Annotated in this window: 21 protein-coding genes and 1 other RNA gene; 21 read left to right on the forward strand and 1 reads right to left on the reverse strand. The window is 36.0% G+C overall.

Annotated elements, in window-relative coordinates:
- Positions 1-210: 210 nt before the first annotated feature.
- From M900_RS15890 to M900_RS15915, 7 genes are all read left to right on the forward strand, one after another.
- Complete coding sequence (locus M900_RS15890) at positions 211-1,536, forward strand: hypothetical protein (RefSeq protein WP_021276001.1); 1,326 nt, start codon at positions 211-213, stop codon at positions 1,534-1,536.
- 48 nt (positions 1,537-1,584) lie between these two features.
- Positions 1,585-1,678, forward strand: an RNA gene (ffs, locus tag M900_RS17485) — signal recognition particle sRNA small type.
- A gap of 79 nt (positions 1,679-1,757) precedes the next feature.
- Positions 1,758-3,542, forward strand: a complete 1,785-nt coding sequence (dnaX, locus tag M900_RS17455; protein WP_021275987.1) for a DNA polymerase III subunit gamma/tau — start codon at positions 1,758-1,760, stop codon at positions 3,540-3,542.
- Between the two features lie 9 nt (positions 3,543-3,551).
- Positions 3,552-3,866, forward strand: coding sequence for a YbaB/EbfC family nucleoid-associated protein (locus M900_RS15900; RefSeq protein WP_021275840.1), 315 nt, complete (start codon positions 3,552-3,554; stop codon positions 3,864-3,866).
- Complete coding sequence (gene recR / locus M900_RS15905; RefSeq protein WP_021275725.1) at positions 3,867-4,460, forward strand: recombination mediator RecR; 594 nt, start codon at positions 3,867-3,869, stop codon at positions 4,458-4,460.
- A 9-nt stretch (positions 4,461-4,469) separates the two neighbouring features.
- On the forward strand, positions 4,470-4,976 hold the full coding sequence (locus M900_RS15910) for a hypothetical protein (protein ID WP_021276019.1): 507 nt from the start codon (positions 4,470-4,472) through the stop codon (positions 4,974-4,976).
- Between the two features lie 15 nt (positions 4,977-4,991).
- Positions 4,992-5,579: an ATP/GTP-binding protein gene (locus M900_RS15915; RefSeq protein ID WP_021275813.1), complete on the forward strand. Its 588-nt coding sequence runs from the start codon at positions 4,992-4,994 to the stop codon at positions 5,577-5,579.
- On the opposite strand, the gene M900_RS15920 is transcribed toward M900_RS15915, so the two are convergent.
- Positions 5,574-6,806 (reverse strand): lecithin:cholesterol acyltransferase domain protein, encoded by a 1,233-nt coding sequence (locus M900_RS15920; protein ID WP_021275925.1) that lies wholly within the window; start codon positions 6,804-6,806, stop codon positions 5,574-5,576. The two genes, M900_RS15915 and M900_RS15920, sit on opposite strands and share 6 nt — an antisense overlap.
- Positions 6,807-6,915: 109 nt before the next feature.
- Between M900_RS15920 and mtnP the strand changes: the two genes are divergently transcribed.
- The 14 genes from mtnP to ftsZ all read left to right on the forward strand — a co-directional run bounded on the left by mtnP (position 6,916) and on the right by ftsZ (position 23,316).
- A complete protein-coding gene (gene mtnP / locus M900_RS15925; protein WP_021275680.1) occupies positions 6,916-7,755 on the forward strand; it encodes an S-methyl-5'-thioadenosine phosphorylase in 840 nt (279 codons plus the stop codon).
- Positions 7,755-8,765, forward strand: a complete 1,011-nt coding sequence (gene rsmH / locus M900_RS15930) for a 16S rRNA (cytosine(1402)-N(4))-methyltransferase RsmH (protein ID WP_021276025.1) — start codon at positions 7,755-7,757, stop codon at positions 8,763-8,765. Before mtnP ends, rsmH begins: the two co-directional genes overlap by 1 nt.
- A complete protein-coding gene (locus M900_RS15935) occupies positions 8,762-9,097 on the forward strand; it encodes a hypothetical protein (protein WP_021275916.1) in 336 nt (111 codons plus the stop codon). Before rsmH ends, M900_RS15935 begins: the two co-directional genes overlap by 4 nt.
- A 6-nt stretch (positions 9,098-9,103) precedes the next feature.
- Positions 9,104-11,020 carry a penicillin-binding protein gene (locus tag M900_RS15940; protein ID WP_021275797.1) on the forward strand — a complete coding sequence of 639 codons (1,917 nt, stop codon included), beginning with the start codon at positions 9,104-9,106 and terminating at the stop codon, positions 11,018-11,020.
- Positions 11,013-12,347, forward strand: coding sequence for a Mur ligase family protein (locus M900_RS15945; protein WP_021275746.1), 1,335 nt, complete (start codon positions 11,013-11,015; stop codon positions 12,345-12,347). The genes M900_RS15940 and M900_RS15945 overlap by 8 nt, the downstream gene beginning before the upstream one ends.
- Positions 12,334-13,671, forward strand: coding sequence for a UDP-N-acetylmuramoyl-tripeptide--D-alanyl-D-alanine ligase (murF, locus tag M900_RS15950; protein ID WP_021276005.1), 1,338 nt, complete (start codon positions 12,334-12,336; stop codon positions 13,669-13,671). The genes M900_RS15945 and murF overlap by 14 nt, the downstream gene beginning before the upstream one ends.
- A gap of 26 nt (positions 13,672-13,697) precedes the next feature.
- Positions 13,698-14,774: a phospho-N-acetylmuramoyl-pentapeptide-transferase gene (gene mraY, locus M900_RS15955; protein WP_021275989.1), complete on the forward strand. Its 1,077-nt coding sequence runs from the start codon at positions 13,698-13,700 to the stop codon at positions 14,772-14,774.
- A gap of 3 nt (positions 14,775-14,777) precedes the next feature.
- Positions 14,778-16,160, forward strand: a complete 1,383-nt coding sequence (gene murD / locus M900_RS15960) for a UDP-N-acetylmuramoyl-L-alanine--D-glutamate ligase (protein ID WP_021275793.1) — start codon at positions 14,778-14,780, stop codon at positions 16,158-16,160.
- A 63-nt stretch (positions 16,161-16,223) separates the two neighbouring features.
- Entirely contained in the window at positions 16,224-17,342 is a 1,119-nt protein-coding gene (gene ftsW / locus M900_RS15965) for a putative lipid II flippase FtsW (protein WP_021275688.1), read from the forward strand.
- Positions 17,343-17,419: 77 nt separating this feature from the next.
- Complete coding sequence (gene murC, locus M900_RS15970) at positions 17,420-18,805, forward strand: UDP-N-acetylmuramate--L-alanine ligase (protein ID WP_021276020.1); 1,386 nt, start codon at positions 17,420-17,422, stop codon at positions 18,803-18,805.
- Positions 18,792-19,691, forward strand: coding sequence for a UDP-N-acetylmuramate dehydrogenase (gene murB, locus M900_RS15975; protein WP_021275933.1), 900 nt, complete (start codon positions 18,792-18,794; stop codon positions 19,689-19,691). Before murC ends, murB begins: the two co-directional genes overlap by 14 nt.
- A gap of 1 nt (position 19,692) precedes the next feature.
- Complete coding sequence (locus tag M900_RS15980) at positions 19,693-20,424, forward strand: hypothetical protein (protein WP_021275745.1); 732 nt, start codon at positions 19,693-19,695, stop codon at positions 20,422-20,424.
- A gap of 93 nt (positions 20,425-20,517) precedes the next feature.
- Positions 20,518-21,756 carry a cell division protein FtsA gene (gene ftsA / locus M900_RS15985; RefSeq protein ID WP_021275926.1) on the forward strand — a complete coding sequence of 413 codons (1,239 nt, stop codon included), beginning with the start codon at positions 20,518-20,520 and terminating at the stop codon, positions 21,754-21,756.
- Positions 21,757-21,771: 15 nt separating this feature from the next.
- Positions 21,772-23,316: a cell division protein FtsZ gene (ftsZ, locus tag M900_RS17460; protein ID WP_021275803.1), complete on the forward strand. Its 1,545-nt coding sequence runs from the start codon at positions 21,772-21,774 to the stop codon at positions 23,314-23,316.
- Positions 23,317-23,375 lie beyond the last annotated feature (59 nt).

Here is a 23,375-nt window from a genome sequence, read left to right on the forward strand (position 1 = left end):
AGCACTAACGTTTGCCTTCTCTCGCTGAAAGCTTTCGCTTTCAGCTGTTCAATTATGAAACACTTAATATGCCATTTTTGAAATTCTAGAAAAAGTAACTGTTTAAAATCAAGACTTTACATAAATGAAATAAATCACCTCTTTGCATTGATTCTTCGTGTGTTGCCAATTCATAGCAACTCGTGTTGCACTAATAGAAGGGAGAGATTTATGTTGAGTTCAAAGTTTATTTTATTAATAAGCATAGTGTTTAGTACGCAAGTTTTTGCGGCAGACGATTACATGTATTTCCTAGTTGATTCGATGAAATTAACTAAGGCCCAAACTGACTCGAGGCTTGAAGGACTAACAGTTGCCAAAAAGATTCTCGTTCTTATGGATGATAATGAAGTTGAAATTGATGTGGGCCCGGATAGAGTTTTCGAAGCCAAGACATTTCTAGAGAATGATAAATTTACATTTTATAAAGATGGAATCAAGTTTGCGACACCATTGGGTTCTTCAAATCCTGTTCTACAAATTACTCATCTCGATATTGAGCAAGCTGAAGTAGAACTTGCGACAAGTGGTATTAGTATCAAGGGAGATCATCTCAATACTAACTTTGGCGACTTAAATTTCTATGTTGATAATCTTGATATGTATTGTGATACAAAGGGAAAATTTACGACAGATATTGATGTTGCTTGTATTGCAAACACTAAGATTGTTCCATTTAATACAAACAAAAACAGTACAATCCTCGCAAAAGATGTTTCAGATAAAAATGAATTTGAAATTAAAATTGAGAGTCGTGAAGTTTCAATTAATGAAGATCGTTTATTTATTGAAAGTGAGAATATTGCAGGCTTTTATAAAAAATCACATTTCGGTCTTGGTAAGGGAACATTAGATTGCTTCAAAGATATCAACATGACAGATATTGATGTTGATAAGATCGTGCTTGGTTGTTTACAAGAGTCGAATATAACAGGAAAAAAATTAAAGTTTAAAGAGTCTGGAATCAACCTTCACATTAATACAGCAGAAGTTGTTTTTGCTCGCGATCATTTTACGATGAAGGCTGATTATGCGAGCTTCAAGACAGATTCATCGCCAACTTATGTCGCAGGAATGAAGTTTGAATGTGACAAGGATGAGCTTGGAATGGGTGAGAGGATGCCGTTTTCACAGAGTTCATTTTTAAATGGATGTATGAGACATAGTTTATTTAAGATAGAGAGACTTGATAATGATTTAAGTGATATCAATTATAGAGAAGCAATTGTCGATGCTACAGATATTAAAGATCTAAAGCTGGAAATTAAGAATGGAAGATTTAATTTAGTTGGTAAGCCGAAAGTTGTTTTTAGAGTGCCGATTAGAGTTAGTGGTCAAATTACGCATAACGCACTAATAGATGAAGTAGAAATAAAGGTCAATAAGGCTACGGTAGCTGGGATAACAGCAAAAGCGTACACTTTAAAGCTTATAAGAAAATTTATTGATAGTGATCGCGTTAAGATTAAGGGTGATTCGATAATCATTCAATTATAGTTATGTTCATTGACACATCTTGGCCCGTATGATTAATATTGCTTAGGTAGCTGGGCCAGGCAAGTGTATTCAGGGTGAACTCCGCCAGGTCGGGAACGAAGCAACGGTAGCTTTTGTTGCATTGTGTCTGTGTTCAGCTACTCCTATTTCAAATATCTATTTGCCTACCCTTAGCTAATATTTTAGATTATTCATATCACAAATTTTATATTGGGAGCTTCATGTCATATCAAGTCCTTGCAAGGAAATGGCGTCCTCAGAAATTAGAAGACGTTGTTGGACAGGAACACATTATTAGATCATTACAAAATTCTCTAAGAGAGGATCGAGTTGGTCACGCATATATCTTTTCAGGAACTCGTGGGATTGGAAAAACATCGGTAGCAAGACTTTTTGCGAAGTCGCTTCGTTGTACAGAAAGACTTGCTGATGGTAATGCTTGTGGCAAATGTTCTGCTTGTGAAGATTTCAATACGAGCTCATCAATGAACATTATCGAAATCGATGGTGCTTCGAATAATAGTGTTGAAGATGTACGTGATTTGATTGGAAATATTCAATATGTTCCAACGACAGGTAAATATAAAGTTTATATTATCGATGAAGTTCATATGTTATCGACAAGTGCATTCAACGCACTTTTAAAAACGTTAGAAGAACCACCAAGTCACGCAGTATTTATTCTCGCAACAACTGAACCAGATAAACTTCTTGGAACAGTTCTCTCTCGTTGTCAGAGATTTGATTTTAGAAATGCGGAGATTAAAGATCTCGTTGCACATATTAAGCATATTGCTTCAGTTGAGAATATTAAGTTTGAAAATGATAATTTAATTACTGAGCTTGCAAAACTTGGGAGTGGATCTTTTAGAGACACACTTTCACTACTTGATCAGGTATTAAGTTTTTCTATTGATGGAAATATTACTGAAGAAATTTTTGCGAGATCATTAGGGATTGCAAGAATTGAGACAATGAAGTCAATTATTGATGGAATTGTTAATGGAAATGTAGAAGCATTATCCGCAGCATATAGAAGTGCTCTATATGAAAATGTAAGCGCAAAAAATATTGCGAAAGCAATTCTTGAAACAGCATTTCAAATTGTCATTGCAAAAGACTACAAAGACTTTAATAGAGTAAGTAGCAAGATCAGCGCAGAAAATTTCGAAAAAATTGGGCGTGCAGAAATTTATTGGATCTATGAAGTTCTTTCTACTGATATCACTTGGGCCATTTCATCAATGTGTCCAGAGGATGCCCTCGAACTAGTATTTAGAAAAGTTGCCTTAAGACATGAGTTTATGGCCGAGGTTCAAGGGGGTGCGCAAGTCGCACAGGGAAAGCCGGTAACTAACTCGGTTGCTGCTCCTATTTCAAAGTCAGTTCCAGTTGAGCAACCAGTTTCTAAACTAGAAGTTGTTGAGGCTCCTGTTGAAGTTGTGAAGCCTGAAGCCGAGCCAATTAAAATTGTAATTCCAATGCCAGAGCCCGAATCTACTACTGAAAAGATAGAAGAGGTTGTGGAGGAAGTACAAGCTCCATCAATTGAAAAAGAAAAGTCTAATGAGCCAAAAGATTGGAATGGCTTCTTATCATTTTTAAGATCTGTTTCTCCTGCTGCTAGTGCAAACCTTGAGCAAGGAAACTTACTTTCACCAATTTCGTATACAGCTGAGATGTTATCTGTGGAGCTTGGTTATCCAATGAGCTCAAAAGTTTTTTATGACTATCTCAATGAGAAAGAGGCTTTCGATAAATTGATGAACAATCTTTCAAATTATTTTCAGATTGATCATGGAAAGATTGATCTTAAAATTCAGCTGGTAGGGAAAGAAGAAGCTGAAGAACAACAGTTCAAGTCAAAAATAGAAATTAAGTATGAAGCCGAGCAAGAGCGTTTAAAGCAAATGGAAACTAACTTGGTAAACGATCCAGTGATTAAACATGCTGAGACGATATTTAATTCGAAAGTAGATAAAATTACACTAAACGATAAAAAATAGGAGACATATATGTCAAAGAACATGAATAACTTAATGAAACAAGCACAACAAATGCAACAGAAGATTGCAACACTTCAAAAGGAACTTGAGTCGCGTGAGATGGAAGTAAGTTCTGGTGGTGGTGCTATTGTTATTAAGATCAATGGTAAGCAAGAACTTCTTGGAATTAAAATTTCTAAAGAAGCTGTTGATCCAACTGATGTCGAAACACTAGAAGATTTAGTTCTAACTGCAGTTAACCACGCTGTTAAGGAATCACAAGATATGGTTTCTAAAGCAATGAGTAAGGTAACTGGTGGATTAAATATTCCTGGATTATTCTAGATGAAATTGCCAGATAAGATTTTAAACGTCGTTGATATGTTTTCTAAGGTACCAGGTATTGGTGAGAAGACAGCTCTTCGTAATGTTTTAAAAATTACAACATGGGAACCTAGAGAACTCATGGCATTTAGTGAAGCACTAAGAAACCTTGCTGAAATTCAAAGTTGTAAGGAATGTGGTGCTTATTCTGATGATGAAATTTGTCTTATCTGTAGCAATGAAAAAAGAAAGCATTGTGGTGATCTGTGTGTTGTAGAGTCAATAACGGATTGCCTCGCCATTGAGAGAAGTAATCAGTTTCATGGAGTTTATCATATTCTAGGTGGAGTATTAAATCCTCTATTAGGGATTGGCCCTAGTGAATTAAAACTCGATGTATTAGAAAAACGAGTGAGAGAACTTGGAGTTGAAAATTTAATCCTGGCAATTAGTCCATCCGTGGAAGGTGATGCGACTTGTGGATATATAAAATCAATCTTACCAGAGAGTGTAAGTGTTGATAGAATTGGTTTTGGTATCCCGATGGGTGGAAATTTAGATTATCTTGATTCGATGACGATTTCTAAGGCCCTTGAGAATAAAAGAAAAGTATAGGAGTACGTTTTGGATAAACTGGAAGTTATCATTCACGAATTTTTTAAGGAATATGCTGGTCTTGAAAGCTTAAAGAACGCAGCACTTTTAGTTTGTCGTCGTGATGGAGTTCCTCTCTTTTCATATAAAACATTCGAGTCATCTTGGAATGATTCAACTGCAGGAGCATTAATCGGCGGGATGTGGCAAGCAGCTGAAACGTTGACTCAATTTATACCTGAAGTTAGAGATGAAGATTTTAGATTTTCCTTTGATACTTCATCTCGAGGCATATTCATTATTGAGTTGAGTGGAAATTTTGAACCATTATATCTAAGCTATATTTATTATAATTTAGATAATCCTGCTCGTATGAAATCTCGTGTAAAATCAATTAAAGATAAATTAGATTTATACCTCGACGACCACTTAAGTAATCAGGTTGCGAGAGTAGATAAAAAAGATAAAGAAGTATTCCTCTTCTCTGATATTTCAGATGATGAGATGGATGATTTATTTTCAGAAGTGATTGCCTAATCATTTGGAGGAAGAGTGTCTTTTGTAAATTACAAGACTAAAGAAATTAATTGTAAGATAGTTTATTACGGCCCAGGCCTGGGTGGTAAGACGACTAATATTCAATACGTATATAAGAAGTCTGCTGGAGAGAATAAGGGAGAGATGGTTTCTCTTAATTCAGAGAATGAAAGAACTATCTTCTTTGATTTTCTTCCATTAGATTTGGGAGAGATTAGAGGATTTAGAACTCGCTTTCATCTCTATACTGTTCCAGGGCAAGTTTTCTATGAATCTTCACGTAAGTTAATCTTACGTGGTGTTGATGGAGTGGTTTTCGTTGCAGATAGCCAGCTTGAAAGAATGGAAGCAAATATCGAAAGTTTAAAAAGCTTGCAGTCTAATCTTGCTGAGCAAGGTTATGATATTGAAAAAATCCCTCTTGTTTTTCAGTGGAACAAAAGAGATCTTCCAAATGTTTCGTCTGTTGAAGATATGAGCTTAACTCTTAATCAGTATCAACGTCCTGAGTTTGAAGGTGTTGCAACTAAGGGCGACGGAGTTTTCACAACTCTAAAATCAATTACGAAGCTTGTTCTGATGAATTTAAAAGGTGGTCTATGAAACTAGACCCTTGTAGTTCAGATATATAATTAAAGATTCTAGAAGCGCTTCTTGGCAGAAATAGCTAGAGCGCGTTCCAACTAAGTGATGACCACGAATAATTCCAAGATTTGTTCCCTTATCAAAATAATAAGGGAATAAAGAATTTTCAGCATCAACAACACCATCATTTTTCATGTTACTTTTTAAAAAACCCTTGGCAAGCATCATCCAAACATGACTTTGGTACCATTCACTTTCAAAACCAATTGCAGTGTAAAAAAGCTTGCTAGGAAGTTTCTCATGATTTTTTCTAAGCCATGGACGTTGAAATGTAGATGAGATTGATTTTTGAAACTCTTTTGCCATTACATCTGTTTTTTCATTCAACGCTTTATAAATTTTTGTATCTGAAAAATTATGAACTGAGTTTAAAACTTTGAACATTCTACTGTTTAGATGATCAGAGCCTAGTAGAGGTGAAGCGATAGTCGATATTCCAAGTATATGTTGATTTGCAAAATCAGCATTCTCTTTTAAGAAATGAAGAGAATCAAGTCCACCTTTAGAATAACAAATAAACCAGAGTTTTTGCTTTGGATGTTTTCTAACGTAGGACTTAACTTGTCTGTCTAGTAGCTTTGCATTGTGTTCACAAGACTTGAACCCATTCACGCGAGGAGTGAAATATTCAATACCATATTTCTCTTGAAGGTGAATTGCCGCTCTTTCAAATGCCGCCGAAGAAAACAACTCATTAAATACTCCTGGTACTAATACCAGTGTGCAATTAAGACGTGGAATTTCAAGCATTGGCTTGTGATCTGGATAGTAGAACGAGTACTCAATCTCATTATAGATAGTTTTAAAAATTTCTTCATCGCTAAATTCTTCAATGGTATTACCTTGAGACACTCTTTTAAGAATGCTCGCCTGGCTAGGTGTCATTTCAGCAAGATCACCCTTATTTGTGAAGTCGATCATTGAAACAAGATAACGAAGAGTTGACTGACCAATCCATACACCAGAGTTTAGTAGGTTTCGAAGAAGGAAAACCGCCTCTCGCGGGCTTGGGTTTGACGTCAGCGATTTTAATTTATTCTGAAGATCAGTTTTTGAAAACTTTGTCGCATCTCTAAGAAATGACTTTGAGCGTGAAATGCGTGATTTATACCGACTCGTTTTGTTCTTAACGAGGTCAATATTTTCATAAAAATGTTTATTCAATTTAAAGTCTAAATCAGTCATATTCTTTATAAGAAAAACTTTAAAGATCACTACCTTCGAAGTAACATTATACAGAATTAAAATTTTGGCACTCTAATAGGCCAGAAGTCAAATTTGTAGGAGAGACTGTATGCAAAAGTTAGGTATTATTGGTGGAAGTGGTATTTATTCTTTAGATAATATTAAGATTGTTGCAGAGCATATTGTTGAAACACCATTTGGAGCACCAAGTGATGCAGTTATTCAGGCTGAGGTTAATGGAGCTGAGTGTTACTTTTTGCCAAGGCACGCACGCGGTCATAAAATTCTCCCACATGAAGTAAATTATAGAGCGAATATATATGCCCTTAAAAAATTAGGTGTTGATGTGATCATTAGTGTGTCAGCTGTTGGATCACTGAAAGAAGAGCATGCCCCGACTCACTTTGTACTTCCTGATCAGTTTATTGACTGGACAAAAGGTAAGAGAGAGAGAACTTTCTTTGGTGAAGGTATCGTTGCTCATGTGTCGACAGCTTACCCTGTAGAAAAAGTTCTTCAAGAAAGAATTCATAAAACTTGTATGGAGCTTGATATTAATGCCCATAAAGGCGGAAGTTATATCTGTATCGAAGGCCCACAATTTTCTTCGAGAGCAGAGTCGGAACTATATCGTTCATTCGGAGCTTCAGTTATTGGTATGACAAACGTACCAGAGTCTTATCTTGCGAAAGAGGCGGGAATTGCTTATGCAACAATTGCAATGGTTACAGATTATGACTGTTGGAAAGAAGAGCATTGTGCTGTTGATGAAATTATGAAAGTTATGACAACTAATAATCAAACAGTGCAGAAGTTAATTCTAAAGCTCATCCCAGATCTGGTAGCAAACCCAATTTCATTTGTAAAAGAGAATGCTGTGGGTGTGATGACTCCTAAAGACCTTTGGACAGAAGCTCAAAAAGAGTGGATGGAAGTGATTTTAAAATAATGACATATACGGAACACTACTCTGTATTAAAGAAAGAATGCCTTGATCTATTGTATGAAGGTATTAGTGATGATCCTTCGTATCGTCCGCTTTTTGCTGACTGTACATTTGGGGGAGGCGGTCACTCACTTGCGATTGTCGAAAGAGATAAACGTTCTTCGCTTATTTCTTTTGATCAAGACCCTGATGCATTAAGAAATGGTCGTGAACTAATTGCGGCGAGAAATATTGGGGATAGACTTCATCTCGTCGATTCAAACTTTGTTCATTTTGAAGAAGTGGTAAAGAACCAGAAAGCTGAACTTCTCGAAGGCCATGGTGGTCTCGATGGCGTGTTACTTGATCTCGGTGTTTCCTCTCATCATTTCGATGCTGGTGATAGAGGTTTTTCGTTTCGAATGGAAGCACCTCTCGATATGAGAATGGATTTTGATAATGATGAAATCCAAACAGCAAAAGATATTATTAATAACTATAGTGGTGAAGAACTTTCAAAAATCTTCTATGCCTTTGGTGAAGAGAAATTTACAAAGAAGATTGTTGCAAATATTCTCGAGAAGAGATTAATTGCCCCTATAGAGACAACAACTGAGTTAGCGGAACTTATTCGTGAGAGTTATCCCGCTAAACTACGTTATGGAAAGATACATCCTGCTACTAAATGTTTTCAGGCCTTGAGAATTGAGGTGAATAAGGAGTTATCGGTATTAACCGACGTGATTCCTCAGATAATTCCTTTATTAAAAAAAGGTGGTAAACTATTAGTAATAACATTCCATTCTCTTGAGGATAGGATTGTGAAGCATGAATTTAAAAATTATGAACTTAAAGAAGATGGTGTTCTTTGTGAAGTGGTGACGAAAAAGCCGATTATTCCATCCGATGAGGAAATAAAAGAAAATTCACGCTCAAGAAGTGCTAAACTAAGAGTGCTAAGAAGAATCGAAAGCAAAAGAGTAAAGAGCAAGAATAAGTATGCTCAGTTTTCTAAGATAGGAGAACAAGAATGACCTCAGGGACGAGAGCTCAAAGAAGCAAAAACATCAACGTTACAGGCGCATTTAAAGAGAAATTTAAAAATATCTTTTTTAGTGCTCAAGGAATGCCAATTGTTCTTTGCCTGATCACAGTAACAATCCTCTTTGTACTATTTAGAATGAAAGGTGTTGAGATGAATTATCAGATTAACTCAATTCAAAAAGATGTAGAGAAAGTAAAAGTAGAAGGAAAGGAACTAAAGGCTAAGAAAGCAAAATACCTTTCAATTAATAACTTAAGAAAAATGGCTAAAAAGCACGATCTTGCTCAACCGAAGCAACATCAGATTATTGTTGTGCCGTAGAGAACTATGAAAGAAATTGAAAAGAAGCGCATACAATTTATTTTTATTTTTTTCTGTTTAGCTTTTACTGCTGTAATATTTAAAGCATTAAAAGTTCAAGTAGTAGATAAAGAGCACTTACTTTCAAAAGCAAGCAAACAATTTTTTAGAGAAAGAAAAGTATATCCGCGTCGTGGACATATTTATGATAGAAATGGGAATCCTTTAGCGATTAACGTTCGTACTTATAGTATCTTTGCGATTCCTAAAAATATCAAATCTGATGAAGCATACACAAAAATTGCTAAAATAATTCCAGATGTTAATGCAAAAGAACTGAAAAAAAATGTTGAAGAAAGAGGTAAGTTTACTTGGATCGCTCGTAAAGTAAGTCTAACTTCAGAGCAGTTTGATGAGTTAAAAGATATTCCTGGTGTATACGGTGAAGAAATTCCAAAAAGATTTTATCCTAACCATGAACTAGCCGCACAAGTTCTAGGATTTGTTGGAGTTGATAACGATGGACTATCTGGTCTCGAACATCAGTTTGATAAAGAACTTCAAGGTGAACCTCAAATTATAAAATATGTAATCGATAATAAAGGTCGTCCCGTAAGATTTGTTTCACAAAATACTGGAGATCGCGCAAAAGACCTTTATTTAAGTATTGATAAAGATCTTCAGGCCGTAGCTGAAAAGCACCTAAAAGAAGCTGTTGAAGAAGTTGAGGCATTTCGTGGCGGTGTTGGTGTAATGAATGTTGAAACTGGAGAGATTCTTGCGATGGCAAACTATCCGGCTTTTGATCCAAATGATCCAACAACAAGTGAAAGTATTCATAGAAAGCTTCCGTTTGTAAGTGATCCTTTTGAACCAGGGTCAACGTTCAAGTTATTAACAGTAGCTTCTGCTCTTGAGCATAAGATTGTAAGACCAAATACAAATTATTATTGTGAGCAAGGTCGACTGAAGGTTGAAGATCATATAATCACTGAAGCAGAATCAAGAAAGAAATTTGAATGGCTTTCTGTATCTGAGATCGTTCAACACTCATCGAATGTTGGTACAACTAAAATTGCATTTGATCTAACATTTCCAAAGTTAAAAGAAACTGTTGTGAAGTTTAATATCGGTGAAAAGACAGGAGTAGAGGTTCCTGGAGAATCGCGTGGTATTTTTACCGATGATAAAAATGTCTCTCCACTTTCTTTAAGTAATATTAGTTTTGGTCAAGGTGTCGCAACGACAGGTATCCAGATGATGGCGGCTTATGCTGCAATCGCTAATGGCGGAAATTATGTTACTCCTACAATTTTAAAAGTCGATGACCCAAACAAAGTAGTAAAGAAGAGAATTATTTCTGAGAAAACAGCTGAAGAATTAACTCAGATGATGGTTGAGACTGTTGAAAAAGGAACAGCAACACAGGGAAGAGTTCCTTATTTTACAATTGCCGCTAAGACAAGTACTGCTCAGAGATCAGATGCTTCTGGTATGTATAAAGGTTATATTCCTGGCTTCTTAGGTTATCCAGTTGGCGTAGAAAATAAATTTGTTGTCTATGTATATATCGATAATCCAGCACCAGGAAAGTCGTATTATGGAAATACCGTTGCTGGTCCTGTATTTAAAAAAGTTACAGAGTTTTTACTTTATAAGAATAAGGAATTTGAAAAACTTGCAGAGAATAATGAATATAAAAATGCTGATGCATTTGATTCTGTAAAGGTAACACAATCATCTAAAAGAACATTTGGTAATGGAAGAATTCCTAACTTTATTGGACTTGACAAAAAATCTGCGCAAAACCTTGCTGATAAATTAGGTATTGATTTAGTTCATTCTGGAATAGGGGTGGTTACGAATCAATCGATAGAGGCAGGGGGAACAGTATCTAAGAATGATGTTGTGAAATTAAAATATACTCCTCCAACTTATGAATAACGCACACACAATTAAATCAGTTACAACGAATATCCAAGATGCAGATAGTAATTCTGCTGTTTTTTATCGAATCAACGAAGGGCAGAAAAACAAAGACCTCTTTATTGAGCGATTAAAGAATTCGCAAGCACAAGTCGTATATGTTTATTCAGTAGAACAATGGAATTGTGAAGACGACCGTGTGGTCTTAGTTAATGAGGATGAATTCTTAAATCTTCAAGAAAAACTTTGTAATGATGTCTATCCAAATTGGTCTAAAGTAAAAGTTATTGGAGTAACTGGGACAAATGGAAAGTCGACGATTGTTCACTTGTGTCAGCAAATTCTAAGTGCAAATGGGCAGAAGGCTTTCACTATTGGAACAATTGGAGTCTTTGATGGAGAGAAGGAACTACTTCCTTCCCCAGGGGCAACAACACCATCAGCAATTGATTTAAAAAGAATTCTACATACTTTATCGACATATGATTTTGCATGTATCGAAGTGTCTAGCCATGCTTTAGCGCAGGGAAGACTAAAAGGTATTGAACTAATAAGTGCGGGCTTCACTAATCTCACTCAAGATCATTTGGACTATCATGGGACATTAGAGAATTACTTCTTAGCAAAAGTAAAAATTTTGGAACATGCAAATAAGCTATATATCCCTGCAGGTGAAGATGAGCTTAAAAACCTTCTTGATAAAGCAAGTATTAAATATACTGTTGCTCCACAAGTAGACGTCTCATATTTAAAAGATAGCTTTCAAATGAGCTTTAACTTAAAAAATATAAGTTTAGCGAATTCACTGGTAGTTGAAGCACTGGGAAAAAAAATAGTAATACCTACAGATATTGATTTACCTAAAGGTCGATTCAATCTTTTTTCATATGAAAAATCTTCTTACGTTGTTGATTATGCACACACCCCTGATGCAATATTAAATCTTTGCTCAGAAACAAGAAAGGCGTTCCCAAATCATAAGATAATCACTGTCTTTGGATGTGGAGGAGATAGAGATCGAGCGAAACGAGTAAAAATGCTTGAAGCAGCACTTCCTAGTTCCGATGAAGTAATTGTAACGACCGATAATCCACGTACAGAAGATCCTGAACAAATAATTTCAGATATCGTTAAAGGTCATGAAGATGATAAATGTATTACTATATGTGTAGATAGAAAAAAGGCAATTGATTTATCTGTTCGAAGCTATAGTAGGGATACTATTGTCTTAATCGCAGGGAAAGGTCATGAAGAATATCAGGATATAATGGGTGTAAAGCATCATTTTAGTGATATTGAAGAAGTAAAAAATAAAATTGAGATACTAAAAAATGAAGATAATTGATTTTAAAAACATTAAAGGTATTAAGTATTCTTTTGGTAGTTTTAGTGATCGAGAGATTTCACTAACTACTGATTCAAGAAATACTGAAGGAAAGAATGTATTCATCGCTTTGAAAGGTGATAACTTTGATGGATACAAATATCTCGCTCAAACGCTAGAGTCGGGAGTCGAAGTTGTTGTTTTTGAGTCTGGACCAGAGGAAGAAAATAGACAAGTTAAAGTTAAAAAGCTCTTTGAAAACTATGCCGATAGATTATTTATTTGCGTAGAGAATTCCTTGGAATTTTTACAAGCAAGTGCCGCTTATTGGATTAGGAAGTGGCAAAGTGAATGCGATGGAAAAGTTTTAAGTCTTACTGGGTCAAATGGAAAAACAACAACAAAAGAATTACTTTTAGCTTTTTCTAAAATTATCTTTGATGATTCGGTTATTTCAACAAGTGGAAATTTGAATAATCATATTGGTGTCCCTTTAACTATATTTGAAGTTAAACCAACTCATCGTTTTGCGATCATTGAAATGGGGACAAACCATCCAGGTGAAATTGAAGTGTTGTGCAACATTGCCAATCCAAACTTTGGCCTAATAACTAATATTGGTTCAGCCCATATTGAATTTTTAAAAAGTGAAGAAGGAATTCTCGAAGAAAAAGGTGCTCTTTATAGATATGTTACAAGTTACGGTGAGAAGTTCTTTTTGAATAAAGATGATCCTTATCTATCTACCTTAGAAACGAAATCAAAGGTGATTGAATTTAATTCTGATGATTTAGAAAAAAGTTTAGTCAATAAAGGTATTAAAGAAGATTACAATCAGTTCAATCTAAAATTTGCATATTTTGTGATAAAGAATTTATTCCCAGAAGAAAGTGCAAAACTAACAAATAATTTTTCAATGATTAAGCTGCCTGCAAATAAAAGAAGTCAGTGGATTACAATTGGTGAAAAGAAAATTTTTCTTGATGCCTACAACGCAAATCCTTCATCAATGAGAAAAGCTATTGAGTCAATCTGCACAAGAGAGGACTTGGATTTTGAGAAATCTCTTTTTGTTTGTGGGGACATGAATGAACTTGGAGAAAGGGCTCCGTTGTATCACAATGAGATTGGAGAGCTTTTGAAAATGCTTGGTGTAAAACATGTTGCGTTCGTTGGGCGCTATGCAAAGCATTATAAAGCAGGCTTTGGTGATAATGCTCTAGTTTTTGAACAAAAGTCAGAGTTAGAAACTGATTGGAAAAAATTGATAGAAAGCGTTGAATTTATATTCTTAAAGGCAAGCCGCTCTTTACAACTTGAGTCATTAATAGATATAACTTATTAATATTATCTTATTAATTTGGATATCTTATGCTCTATCACTTTTTGTATCCGCTGAGTAATCAGTTTTTTGCGTTTAATATTTTTAGATATATTACATTTCGTGCTGTTGTTGCTTTCTTGTTAGCGACAGTTTTCTCAATTATTTGGGGAAATTTGTTTATCAAATTCATGCAGCGTAAGCAGTTCGGGCAAGTTATTCGTGATGACGGCCCAGAATCTCACCTTAAAAAAGCTGGAACGCCGACTATGGGTGGTGTTTTTATCATTGGCTCAATTTTAGGTTCACTTCTTTTCACTGGTAACTTTAATTCTAAGCCATTATTAATCTCTATCTTTGTCATGCTTTCATACTTTGCGCTCGGATTTTTTGATGATTATGCAAAAGTTGCAAAGCAGAATACAAAAGGTGTAAGTGCTAAAGGAAAGCTATTGTGGCAATTTGCAACAGCTGGAGTCGCTTACTGGCTAATGCAGAAGTATGCGATTATTGGAACTGATCTCTACGTACCCTTTGCTAAGGGCCCGATATTAGAGCTTGGAATTATGTTCTTAGCATTTAGTGCTTTCGTAATTGTTGGCTCAAGTAATGCTGTTAATCTAACGGATGGTCTTGATGGTTTAGCAATAGGTCCAATTATCACTTCAGCGGCTACTTTTGGGATCTTTGCATATTTTGCGGGGCACAAGGAAATCGCTCAGTATTTACTTGTTCCATACGTTGAAGACGTGGGTGAGCTTGCTGTACTTTGTGCTGCTATGGTTGGTGCGGGCGTCGGCTTTTTGTGGTATAACTCTTACCCAGCACAGATTTTTATGGGCGATGTAGGATCTCTTTCGCTTGGTGGAACACTAGGTACGATTGCGGTTCTTACAAAGAATGAAGTTCTCTTTGTTGTTGTTGGTGGAATTTTTGTTATTGAGGCCTTGTCGGTTATCTTGCAAGTTTCTTCTTACAAACTTAGAAAGAAGAGAATATTTAAGATGGCACCAATTCACCATCACTTTGAGTTGATGGGATGGCCAGAGACAAAAGTTATCGTAAGATTTTGGATTATTAGTATATTTTTAGCAATCACTGCGATTGCAACACTTAAAATGAGGTAAATAATGGAGAGATTTAGAAACAAGAAAATTCTAATCGTTGGTATTGGGAGAACAGGTTTCAAACTCATCAATTTCTTTAACACTCTAGATTGCGAGATCAGAGTTACAGATATTAAACCAATCTTCGATCTTAATAAGCAGGTTAAGAAATTAAAGAAAATTAGACCTGCACTTGAGATGACTTTCGGTGAGCATAGAGATGATGATTTTCTTGATGCTGATGTTGTTGTTTACTCTTCTGCAGTTGATCCAAACCTTCCTCAACTAGAACTTGCGAGAGCGAATGGTAAAGAAGTTTACTCTGAGTTCGCTCTAGGTAATAAACTATGTAGAAAACCAATTATTGCTGTTTGTGGAACTCACGGAAGAACGACAGTTGCACATATGATCGGTTTCTCTCTTAAGCAAGATGGAAAGAATGTATTTGTTGGTGGAACGGACGATACTCCATTCGTTGAATACTGCATGCTTCCAAATAGAGATGAAATCGATTACGTAATCGTTGAGGTTTCAGCTGTTCAAATGAGAAGCCTCCCAGAGTTTCACCCGAAGATGGTTGTGTTTACAAGCATTGGTGAAAAATACCCTGCACGTCACTTCACTTCAATGGGTGAGTACATGGAAACAAAACTTAGCATCGTGAAGAGCTTATCTCCTGATGATGTACTTGTTTGTAACTTTGATAAATTAGCTAATAATACATTCTTTAGAAACGCGAACTGCCAAGTTGCTTGGTACTCGAGAAGATCATTTGTTAGCCTTGGCGTGATGGATGAAATTCAAGGAACACATTTCCACGAGAGAAGAATCCACTCTAATATCAACTACCACTCAGAGTTTATCGTTAGCAAAATGAGAATTGTTGGTCAAAATAATAGAGAAAACTTACTAGCTGCTGTAACTGCATGTAAGGCCCTTGATGTTTCAGACAAGGCAATCCAACTTTGTATTGAAAAATTCCCTGGAATTCCACACAGACTTGAATTCCTTATGGAGAAGAACGGAGTTTCTTTCTATAACGATTCAAAAGCTGAAACTATGGATGACATGGTTGAGTCACTTGAGGCATTTAAAGGTTCTGTTATCTTAATCGCTGGTGGTAAAGATGATGAAGAGTTTGATTATGAGCCTTACACTGATGCTCTAATCAAGCACGCACGTGTTGTTGTTCTCGTTGGTGAAACTAAAGAGAGAATGAATAGAGCTCTTGGTGATCACGACCAAACTTATATCGTTGGATCATTTGAAGAATCTGTCTTATTTGCATATCAGAAATCTCGTACTGGAGATACTATTCTATTGTCACCAGGAAACTCTGCAACAGACTTTTTTAGAGATTACGAAGAACGTGGAAACTATTTCAAAAAACTTGTTTATCAATTATAAGAGAAGGCCAGCATTGCTGGCCTTTTTTATTGCTATATTTACTAATTAGTTTAAAATTAAAATATGGAATTTAGAGATAACTTAGAAAAATATTCGGGACTTTTGAAGATTACAATTGGTTTATTGATTTCAATTGGAGTCATCATGGTGTACTCGGCAAGTTATATGTATTCCAAAGAGCACTATGGCTCGTCTCTCTATTTCTTCATTAGGCAGCTTGGTTTTGCAACTGTTGCGTTACTTGGAGCATTTATTGTTTCGAAAACAAAGTACCAATTCTGGTACAAGTATTCATTTTACATCAACATCTTTGTTTCATTTTTAATTATGTTAACTTATATCCCTGGTCTTGGAGTCCTTGCAAAAGGTGCTAATCGATGGATCGCCATTGCTGGTTTTTCACTTCAACCAGGGGAGTTTGCAAAGTACTCTACATTACTTTTAGCGCTATATCTTTTTGAAAATTTTGAAACATTAGATTTAAAGAAGAGAATACAATATTCATTAAACTTACTAATGCCGTTAGTTCTATTGATTCTACAGCCAGACTTCGGAACATTTTTTATTTGCTCAATTGGAATCTTCTTAGCATGCTTTATTAGTAGTTTCTCACGTAAAGTCTTTTATGGTCTCACTGGTTTGGGATCTATCGTGGGTGTGATGATCTTATTTGCGCAACCCTATCGAGTTAAGAGATTGACTGCCTTTCTCGATCCTTGGGCAAATGCTCAGGGAAGTGGTTTCCAAGTAATCCAATCTTGGATTGGATTTGCTAACGGTGGATTTTTTGGAAAAGGCGTTGGGAACTCTCTTGAAAAATTATTCTATCTTCCTGAGGCCCACAACGATTTTATTTTCTCCGTGATAGGGGAAGAGTTTGGATTTCTAGGGGTGATATCAATGGTTGGCCTCTTCCTAATGTTTGTTTATTTAGGGCTTCGTCTTTGTTTTGAAATGAAAGATAGAGTAGCAACACAAATTTGCGTTTTAATAATTAGTATTATTGGCCTACAGGCAGCTCTTAATATGGGAGTTGTACTTGGCCTTCTTCCAACAAAAGGGCTTAACCTTCCATTTATTAGTTATGGGGGTTCATCACTTTTAGCCAATATTCTAGCTGTAGGTCTGGTATTTTCTTGTGTTAACAGAAGTGCTGAACTGAGAAGCTCTGAGTCATTTTAAAATTCCCTAACAAAATGGGACATCTACGTTAAAAAATGGTAAAAAATAGCTTCCAAATTAATTTTAAGGGACAGTAGATGTTTAAAGATAATTTCAACGGAAAACTACATTTCATCGGTATCGGTGGGATTGGAATGAGTGGTATTGCTGAGGTTTTACTTAGCTTTGGATATAATGTAAGTGGTTCAGATATTTCTGAGTCTGCTAATGTGGCGAGGCTTCGCGAACTCGGGGCTGAAATATTTATTGGTCACGCAAAAGAGAATGTTAAAGAGGCATCTGTTATTATTTATAGCTCAGCAGTTACAGATGAAAATCCTGAAATGATTGGGGCAAGAGAAAAAAATCTTCCAGTTATGAGAAGAGCAGAGATGCTAGCAGAACTTATGCGTTTGAAATATGGACTGGCGATTGCTGGAACACATGGGAAAACAACGACAACAAGTTTTCTTGCGACAATACTACAATCTAGTAATTACGATCCAACCTATATCATTGGTGGTATTGTAAAAAATCTTAATGGACACGCAAAAGTTGGAAAAGGAGAATTCCTTGTTGCAGAAGCTGACGAGTCTGATGGTTCTTTTCTGCTTCTAAATCCAATTATGTCTGTTGTCACGAATATCGATCTTGATCACATGGACCACTATGGATCAGAAGAAAATTTAATTAACAGTTTCGAGCAATTTATTAATAAAGTTCCATTCTATGGTCTTTGTGCACTTAATGCACACGACGAAAGATTAATGAATATCGTTAAGCGTATCAAAAAACCATTTTGTACATTTGGAATTGGCGATGAGTTAGATAATCCTGCTGACTTTGAGGCCCGCAATATAACAATGACTGATTTTCAAGCAACTTATGATCTGTATATCAAAGGGGACAAGAAGACTCAAATCACAATTAATCTTCCTGGAAAACATAATGTTCTAAATTCTCTCGGAGCTATCGCAGTTGCGACAAGAATGGGAATTAGTGTTGAAACTATTGCACAATCGATTCGTGAATTTGATGGTGTTGGTAGAAGATTTCAGCAGTTGTACAAAAATGAAGAAGTCGAAATTATTGATGATTATGGTCATCATCCAACTGAAATTTCAATGACTCTTAAGACACTAAGAGAAACGAGAAAAGGTAAAGTTGTTTGTATTTTTGAACCACACCGTTATACAAGAACAAGAGATTGCTGGAATCAATTTCTGCATTGCTTTAACTATGTTGATAAGCTTTATATTGCTCCAATCTATGCTGCGAGTGAGAAGCCTATTGCTGGTATTGAATCAGAGATTTTAGTAAATGATATCAATAAACTTCATCCAAATTTTGCCGTGGCAATGGGTTCTCTTGAAGATCTTGATCAAGTGATTAAAGAAAACAAAAACTCTACAATTGCAACACTTGGAGCAGGCTCTATTGGAAAGAAGATAAGAGAGTGGGTTCTAGATAATGAAGTTAGATAAGCTCTTAGCAAATATAGCTAATTGTGAAGTTGAACTTGATAAGGACTTATCAAAGTTTTCGACAATGCGTCTACAGGCCTCTGGTGATCTTATCAGTGTAACTAATGAACAGGCCCTGAAAGAAGTGTTGATAACATTAAAAAATAATCAGCAGAAATTTATAGTACTGGGAATGGGAGCAAATCAACTTTTAAAATCTAAAAGTGAGCTTCCATATCTTATGTTAAAATTCGAATTTGACTCTGCAATACTTAATGAGCCAAGAGAGAGCTATCTCGTTCCTGCATCACTAAGGCTTAGTTCCCTAACATCACATGCTGCAAAGTTTGGTCTTAAGGGCTGGGAAGTTTTCACTGGGGTTCCTGCGACAATAGGCGGAGCATTGTTTATGAACGCTGGAACAGGGCTTGGAGAAATTTGTCAGGTTGTAAAAAAAGTTTGGTACTTAACATCAGAGGGGAAGCGAGTAGAGCACGATGTAACGCCAGAATCTTTTTCTTATCGCAAGAACAATTTTTTGAATGCAGGAGATGTAATAGTTGCAGCTGAATTAGTTCATTTTGGAATTGATGAAGAAATTAAATTTTTGATTAAAGATTATTTACAAAAAAGAAATGCAAGCCAACCAATGTCATCTTTTACATGTGGATGTGTTTTTAAAAATAGTTCCTTTGAAGGTGTTTCTTGCCCTGCCGGAAAATTTATTGATATAATTGGACTTAAGGGACTTCAAGTTGGTGGAATCCGCATTAGTCATAAGCATGGAAATTTCATGGAGAACTTTGACAATGCAACTTACGAAGATGTGAAAGAGTTGATTTCAATTGTTCAGCACGAGCTTAAACAGCAGTTTGGAATTAATTTTGAACTTGAAGTAAAGGTATAAAATGAAAGTTGTTATTCTTGCACTATTATCATTATCAATCTTTGCAGCTAAACCAGACTTTAGTGAAAAAAAGATTAGTTATAGAACGGCTTTTGGAAAATGTCCTTCGCGTGCAGCAGGAACTTTTACGTTAAAGCTTGTAAAAGAGTTCGAGCAAAATCAATCCCTTAGAAAAGTAAAAAACTTAATTGATAGAGAAAAGTTAAAAGAGAAACATTTTGTTACCGACTATACAGTTAAGTATGATCCTACTCACAACATGTTAAGCTTTATCTATGATTGTCCAAATCCGTTGATGAAAGTTCAAATTTATAAAGAAAATGGACTAGAATCTTACGAAGCGATTCTCGTCGATAATGGGAAACTTTTCGATCCAACATATGAAGTACTTCTGCGAAGTGAGAAAAAGTTAGATTATAATCTTCCGTTCCTTGCAATCCCTGTTGGAGACATGGATCAGGAAATCCAGAAGCGAATCACAAAAATTATCAGCAATCTCGATCTTGTGTTCAGAAAAAACCTCTCAGAAGTAATCGTAAATGATTCTAGCGAGTTAACGATGATACTTTCACTTAAAGGACAACCATCTAGTGTCTTTCTTGGGGCCGATGAATGGGATCTAAAAGTGGATAAGTTGACGAAAATAGTAGGTTATATGAGCAAGGGCAAAAAGATACCAACAATTATAAATCTTACAAATCCAAAAAAAGTAGTTGTCAAGTTTAACGAGTAATTCTAGAATTTTCATAGATATGTGAGGAAAAATTTTCCTCATAACCCTTCAATTTAACAGAATGATTCTGTTTGGTAAGAGAAAGGATTCTCTATGAAAGAAAAAAATATCGTTGTCGGTCTAGACGTAGGTACTACAAAAGTATGTACAATCGTCGGTATTCAAAACCCTGGAAATGAACTAGAGATTATTGGTATTGGAACTCATCCAAGTCATGGGCTTAAAAAAGGTTCTGTCGTTAATATCGATAAGACAATCAAATCAATTCAAAATTCACTTGAAGAAGCAAAGCTTATGGCCGGTGTTCAAATTGAACGCGCAACAATTGGTATTGCTGGAAATCATATCTATAGCTTCAATAGTTCTGGAGTAGTCGCTGTTAAAGGTAACGAGATTACTCAGGATGATGTTGATAGAGTTCTAGAAGCAGCTAAAGCAGTTGTTATGCCAAGTGATAGAGATATTATTCATGTAATCGCTCAAGAATATAGAGTTGATAATACAAATGGAATTAAAAATCCAATTGGAATGTGTGGAACGAGACTTGAGGCCCATGTACATATTGTTACAGGTTCAATTTCTCTAATTCAGAATTTAGTAAAGTGCGTGGAACAAACAGGTATTCACGTCGATCATATTACACTTCAACCAATTGCTTCTTCTGAGTCAGTTCTTTCTAACGAAGAAAAAGAAATGGGAACACTACTTGTAGATATCGGTGGTGGAACAACTGATCTTGCATTTTGGAAAGATGGTTCATTGATCCACACACAGGTTATTCCTGTTGGTGGGAATCACTTCACGAACGACCTTGCTGTTGCACTTAAAATTCCGCACGCTGAAGCGGAGAGAATTAAAGTACATCACGGAAGTGTATTAGCAGAAGGGCTAAATCAGTCTGCACACATTACAGTGCAAGGAATCGCTGGAACAAAACCAAGAGAAGTACAATTAAGTTTTATCGCAAAAGTATTAGGAGCAAGAGCGGATGAATTATTTGATCTTGTAAAAAATATTCTTGATGAGAAAGGATTATCAGACTCAGTTACTGGTGGTGTTGTTATTACTGGTGGTGGAGCTCTCATTAAAGGTATGCCTGAACTTGGAGAGTATATCCTAGAAAAACCTCTAAAACTTGGATATCCAATGGCGTTTGGTGGAATGACAAATGTTATGCAAAACCCAAAATTCTCAACAGTACTTGGATTACTAATCGAAGCATCACAGAGAATGAGTCCGGTTGCAATAAAAGATAAAGTTGAACATGAGCATGTAGATCTTATTGGAAAGCTAGGTGACTCAATTAAATCAGTATTTAAAGAAATATTTTAATAGTAAGGGGGAATTATGTTTGAAATCTCTGACAAGGCAGGTGAAACAGTGACTACAGGAGCAAAAATTAGAGTCGTAGGTGTTGGTGGCGGTGGCTGCAATGCTGTAAATACGATGATTAAGGCGGGACTAACTGGTGTTGAATACATCGTAGCAAATACAGATGCACAAGCATTAAATGCATCTCTAGCGCCTACTAAAATTCAACTTGGTGTTGAATTAACAAAAGGTCTAGGGGCTGGAGCGAATCCAGAAGTTGGAAGAAAAGCTGCTCTAGATGAATATGAAATGTTATCAGAAATCCTAGAAGGATCAGATATGGTTTTCATCACTGCTGGTATGGGTGGTGGAACTGGTACAGGTGCTGCACCGGTAATTGCAAAACTTGCAAAAGAGCTAGGAGCGCTTACTGTTGGTGTTGTAACAAAGCCATTTACTTTTGAAGGTAAGAAGAGAATGAGACAAGCTGCTACAGGTATCTCGACTCTTGAGGAAAGTGTAGATTCACTTATTACTATTCCAAATCAAAGACTACTTTATCTAGCTGGTGAAAGTTTATCTTTAGTTGAAACTTTCAAAAAAGCGGACGAAGTTTTACTTAATGCGGTTAGAGGTATTTCTGACCTAATCAATACTACTGGTCACATCAATGCTGACTTTGCTGACGTTAGTACTGTTATGGCAAACAAAGGACTTGCTCTTATGGGTACAGGTCTTTGCAATGGGCCAGATAGAGCAATTAAAGCTGCTACTGAAGCAATCTCTTCTCCACTTCTTGAAGATATTTCAATTGATGGTGCGACAGGGATTATTATCAACATTACTGGTGACGAGTCTATGACTATGCACGAAGTAAATGAAGCGGTTACTTTAATTATGGAAGCAGCTGATGATGATGCAGAAATTATCTTTGGTTCAGTTATTGATAACAATCTAGAAGATAATATTAAAGTTACTGTTGTTGCAACAGGACTTGGTGGTGCAATTAGAAATGAAACTTTTGCTTCAAGACCAGTTGCAACTGCTCCAGCAAGATCAGTTGAAACTGTTCAAATGCAAGCACCAGAAAGACATGTTGCTGTTGAAACGCCTGTACAAAGAACTCAGCAAGTAGAAACAGTTGAGCAAAACTGGGAAAGTTCGCCAATTTATAGAACAGCACCACAACAAACAGTTGTAGAGCAACAACCAATGCACCATGAAGAAGTTGCGGCGGCTCCAGCTCAACAATCTCAGGCTCAATTGCACGAAGATAGAATGTTTGATGGTGGAGAAGCACCAAAAACAGGTCTAGCTGATTCAATTAGAGAAGCTGCTACAAGATATGAAACTTCTAAAAAAGAAGTAGACACAGCTTGGAATGCAGATCCATATGCATCTCACTCAAGAGAGAGAGCAACTGATAAAACTGCAACTAGAACAAGATCAATTGCAGAAAAATTAGGTTTCATTAACTTTGATGAAGATGAACTAGACACTCCTAGTTATCTAAGAAAAGAGGAAGATGAAACTCATTCAAATCACCAAAGATCAGAGGTTAATAGATCAATCGATCTTTAACCATTCCCCCTGATAAAGCCCTCTAAGGTTCGCCTTAGGGGGCCTTTTTATTTTACACC

Origin of the sequence: Bacteriovorax sp. Seq25_V (assembly GCF_000447795.1) — a bacterium.
In the GTDB taxonomy this organism is placed as follows: domain Bacteria; phylum Bdellovibrionota; class Bacteriovoracia; order Bacteriovoracales; family Bacteriovoracaceae; genus Halobacteriovorax_A.

What these genes read in the sequence shown, in the direction of transcription:
- M900_RS15980 (WP_021275745.1), top strand. Translation starts at nt 19,693, where the DNA reads ATGAAAGTTGTTATTCTTGCACTATTATCATTATCAATCTTTGCAGCT.
- M900_RS15940 (WP_021275797.1), top strand. Translation starts at nt 9,104, where the DNA reads ATGAAAGAAATTGAAAAGAAGCGCATACAATTTATTTTTATTTTTTTC.
- M900_RS15920 (WP_021275925.1), bottom strand. Translation starts at nt 6,806, where the DNA reads ATGACTGATTTAGACTTTAAATTGAATAAACATTTTTATGAAAATATT.
- mraY (WP_021275989.1), top strand. Translation starts at nt 13,698, where the DNA reads ATGCTCTATCACTTTTTGTATCCGCTGAGTAATCAGTTTTTTGCGTTT.
- M900_RS15935 (WP_021275916.1), top strand. Translation starts at nt 8,762, where the DNA reads ATGACCTCAGGGACGAGAGCTCAAAGAAGCAAAAACATCAACGTTACA.
- dnaX (WP_021275987.1), top strand. Translation starts at nt 1,758, where the DNA reads ATGTCATATCAAGTCCTTGCAAGGAAATGGCGTCCTCAGAAATTAGAA.
- recR (WP_021275725.1), top strand. Translation starts at nt 3,867, where the DNA reads ATGAAATTGCCAGATAAGATTTTAAACGTCGTTGATATGTTTTCTAAG.
- M900_RS15945 (WP_021275746.1), top strand. Translation starts at nt 11,013, where the DNA reads ATGAATAACGCACACACAATTAAATCAGTTACAACGAATATCCAAGAT.
- murD (WP_021275793.1), top strand. Translation starts at nt 14,778, where the DNA reads ATGGAGAGATTTAGAAACAAGAAAATTCTAATCGTTGGTATTGGGAGA.
- ftsA (WP_021275926.1), top strand. Translation starts at nt 20,518, where the DNA reads ATGAAAGAAAAAAATATCGTTGTCGGTCTAGACGTAGGTACTACAAAA.
- M900_RS15890 (WP_021276001.1), top strand. Translation starts at nt 211, where the DNA reads ATGTTGAGTTCAAAGTTTATTTTATTAATAAGCATAGTGTTTAGTACG.
- murC (WP_021276020.1), top strand. Translation starts at nt 17,420, where the DNA reads ATGTTTAAAGATAATTTCAACGGAAAACTACATTTCATCGGTATCGGT.
- ftsZ (WP_021275803.1), top strand. Translation starts at nt 21,772, where the DNA reads ATGTTTGAAATCTCTGACAAGGCAGGTGAAACAGTGACTACAGGAGCA.
- ftsW (WP_021275688.1), top strand. Translation starts at nt 16,224, where the DNA reads ATGGAATTTAGAGATAACTTAGAAAAATATTCGGGACTTTTGAAGATT.
- mtnP (WP_021275680.1), top strand. Translation starts at nt 6,916, where the DNA reads ATGCAAAAGTTAGGTATTATTGGTGGAAGTGGTATTTATTCTTTAGAT.
- rsmH (WP_021276025.1), top strand. Translation starts at nt 7,755, where the DNA reads ATGACATATACGGAACACTACTCTGTATTAAAGAAAGAATGCCTTGAT.
- murF (WP_021276005.1), top strand. Translation starts at nt 12,334, where the DNA reads ATGAAGATAATTGATTTTAAAAACATTAAAGGTATTAAGTATTCTTTT.
- murB (WP_021275933.1), top strand. Translation starts at nt 18,792, where the DNA reads ATGAAGTTAGATAAGCTCTTAGCAAATATAGCTAATTGTGAAGTTGAA.
- M900_RS15900 (WP_021275840.1), top strand. Translation starts at nt 3,552, where the DNA reads ATGTCAAAGAACATGAATAACTTAATGAAACAAGCACAACAAATGCAA.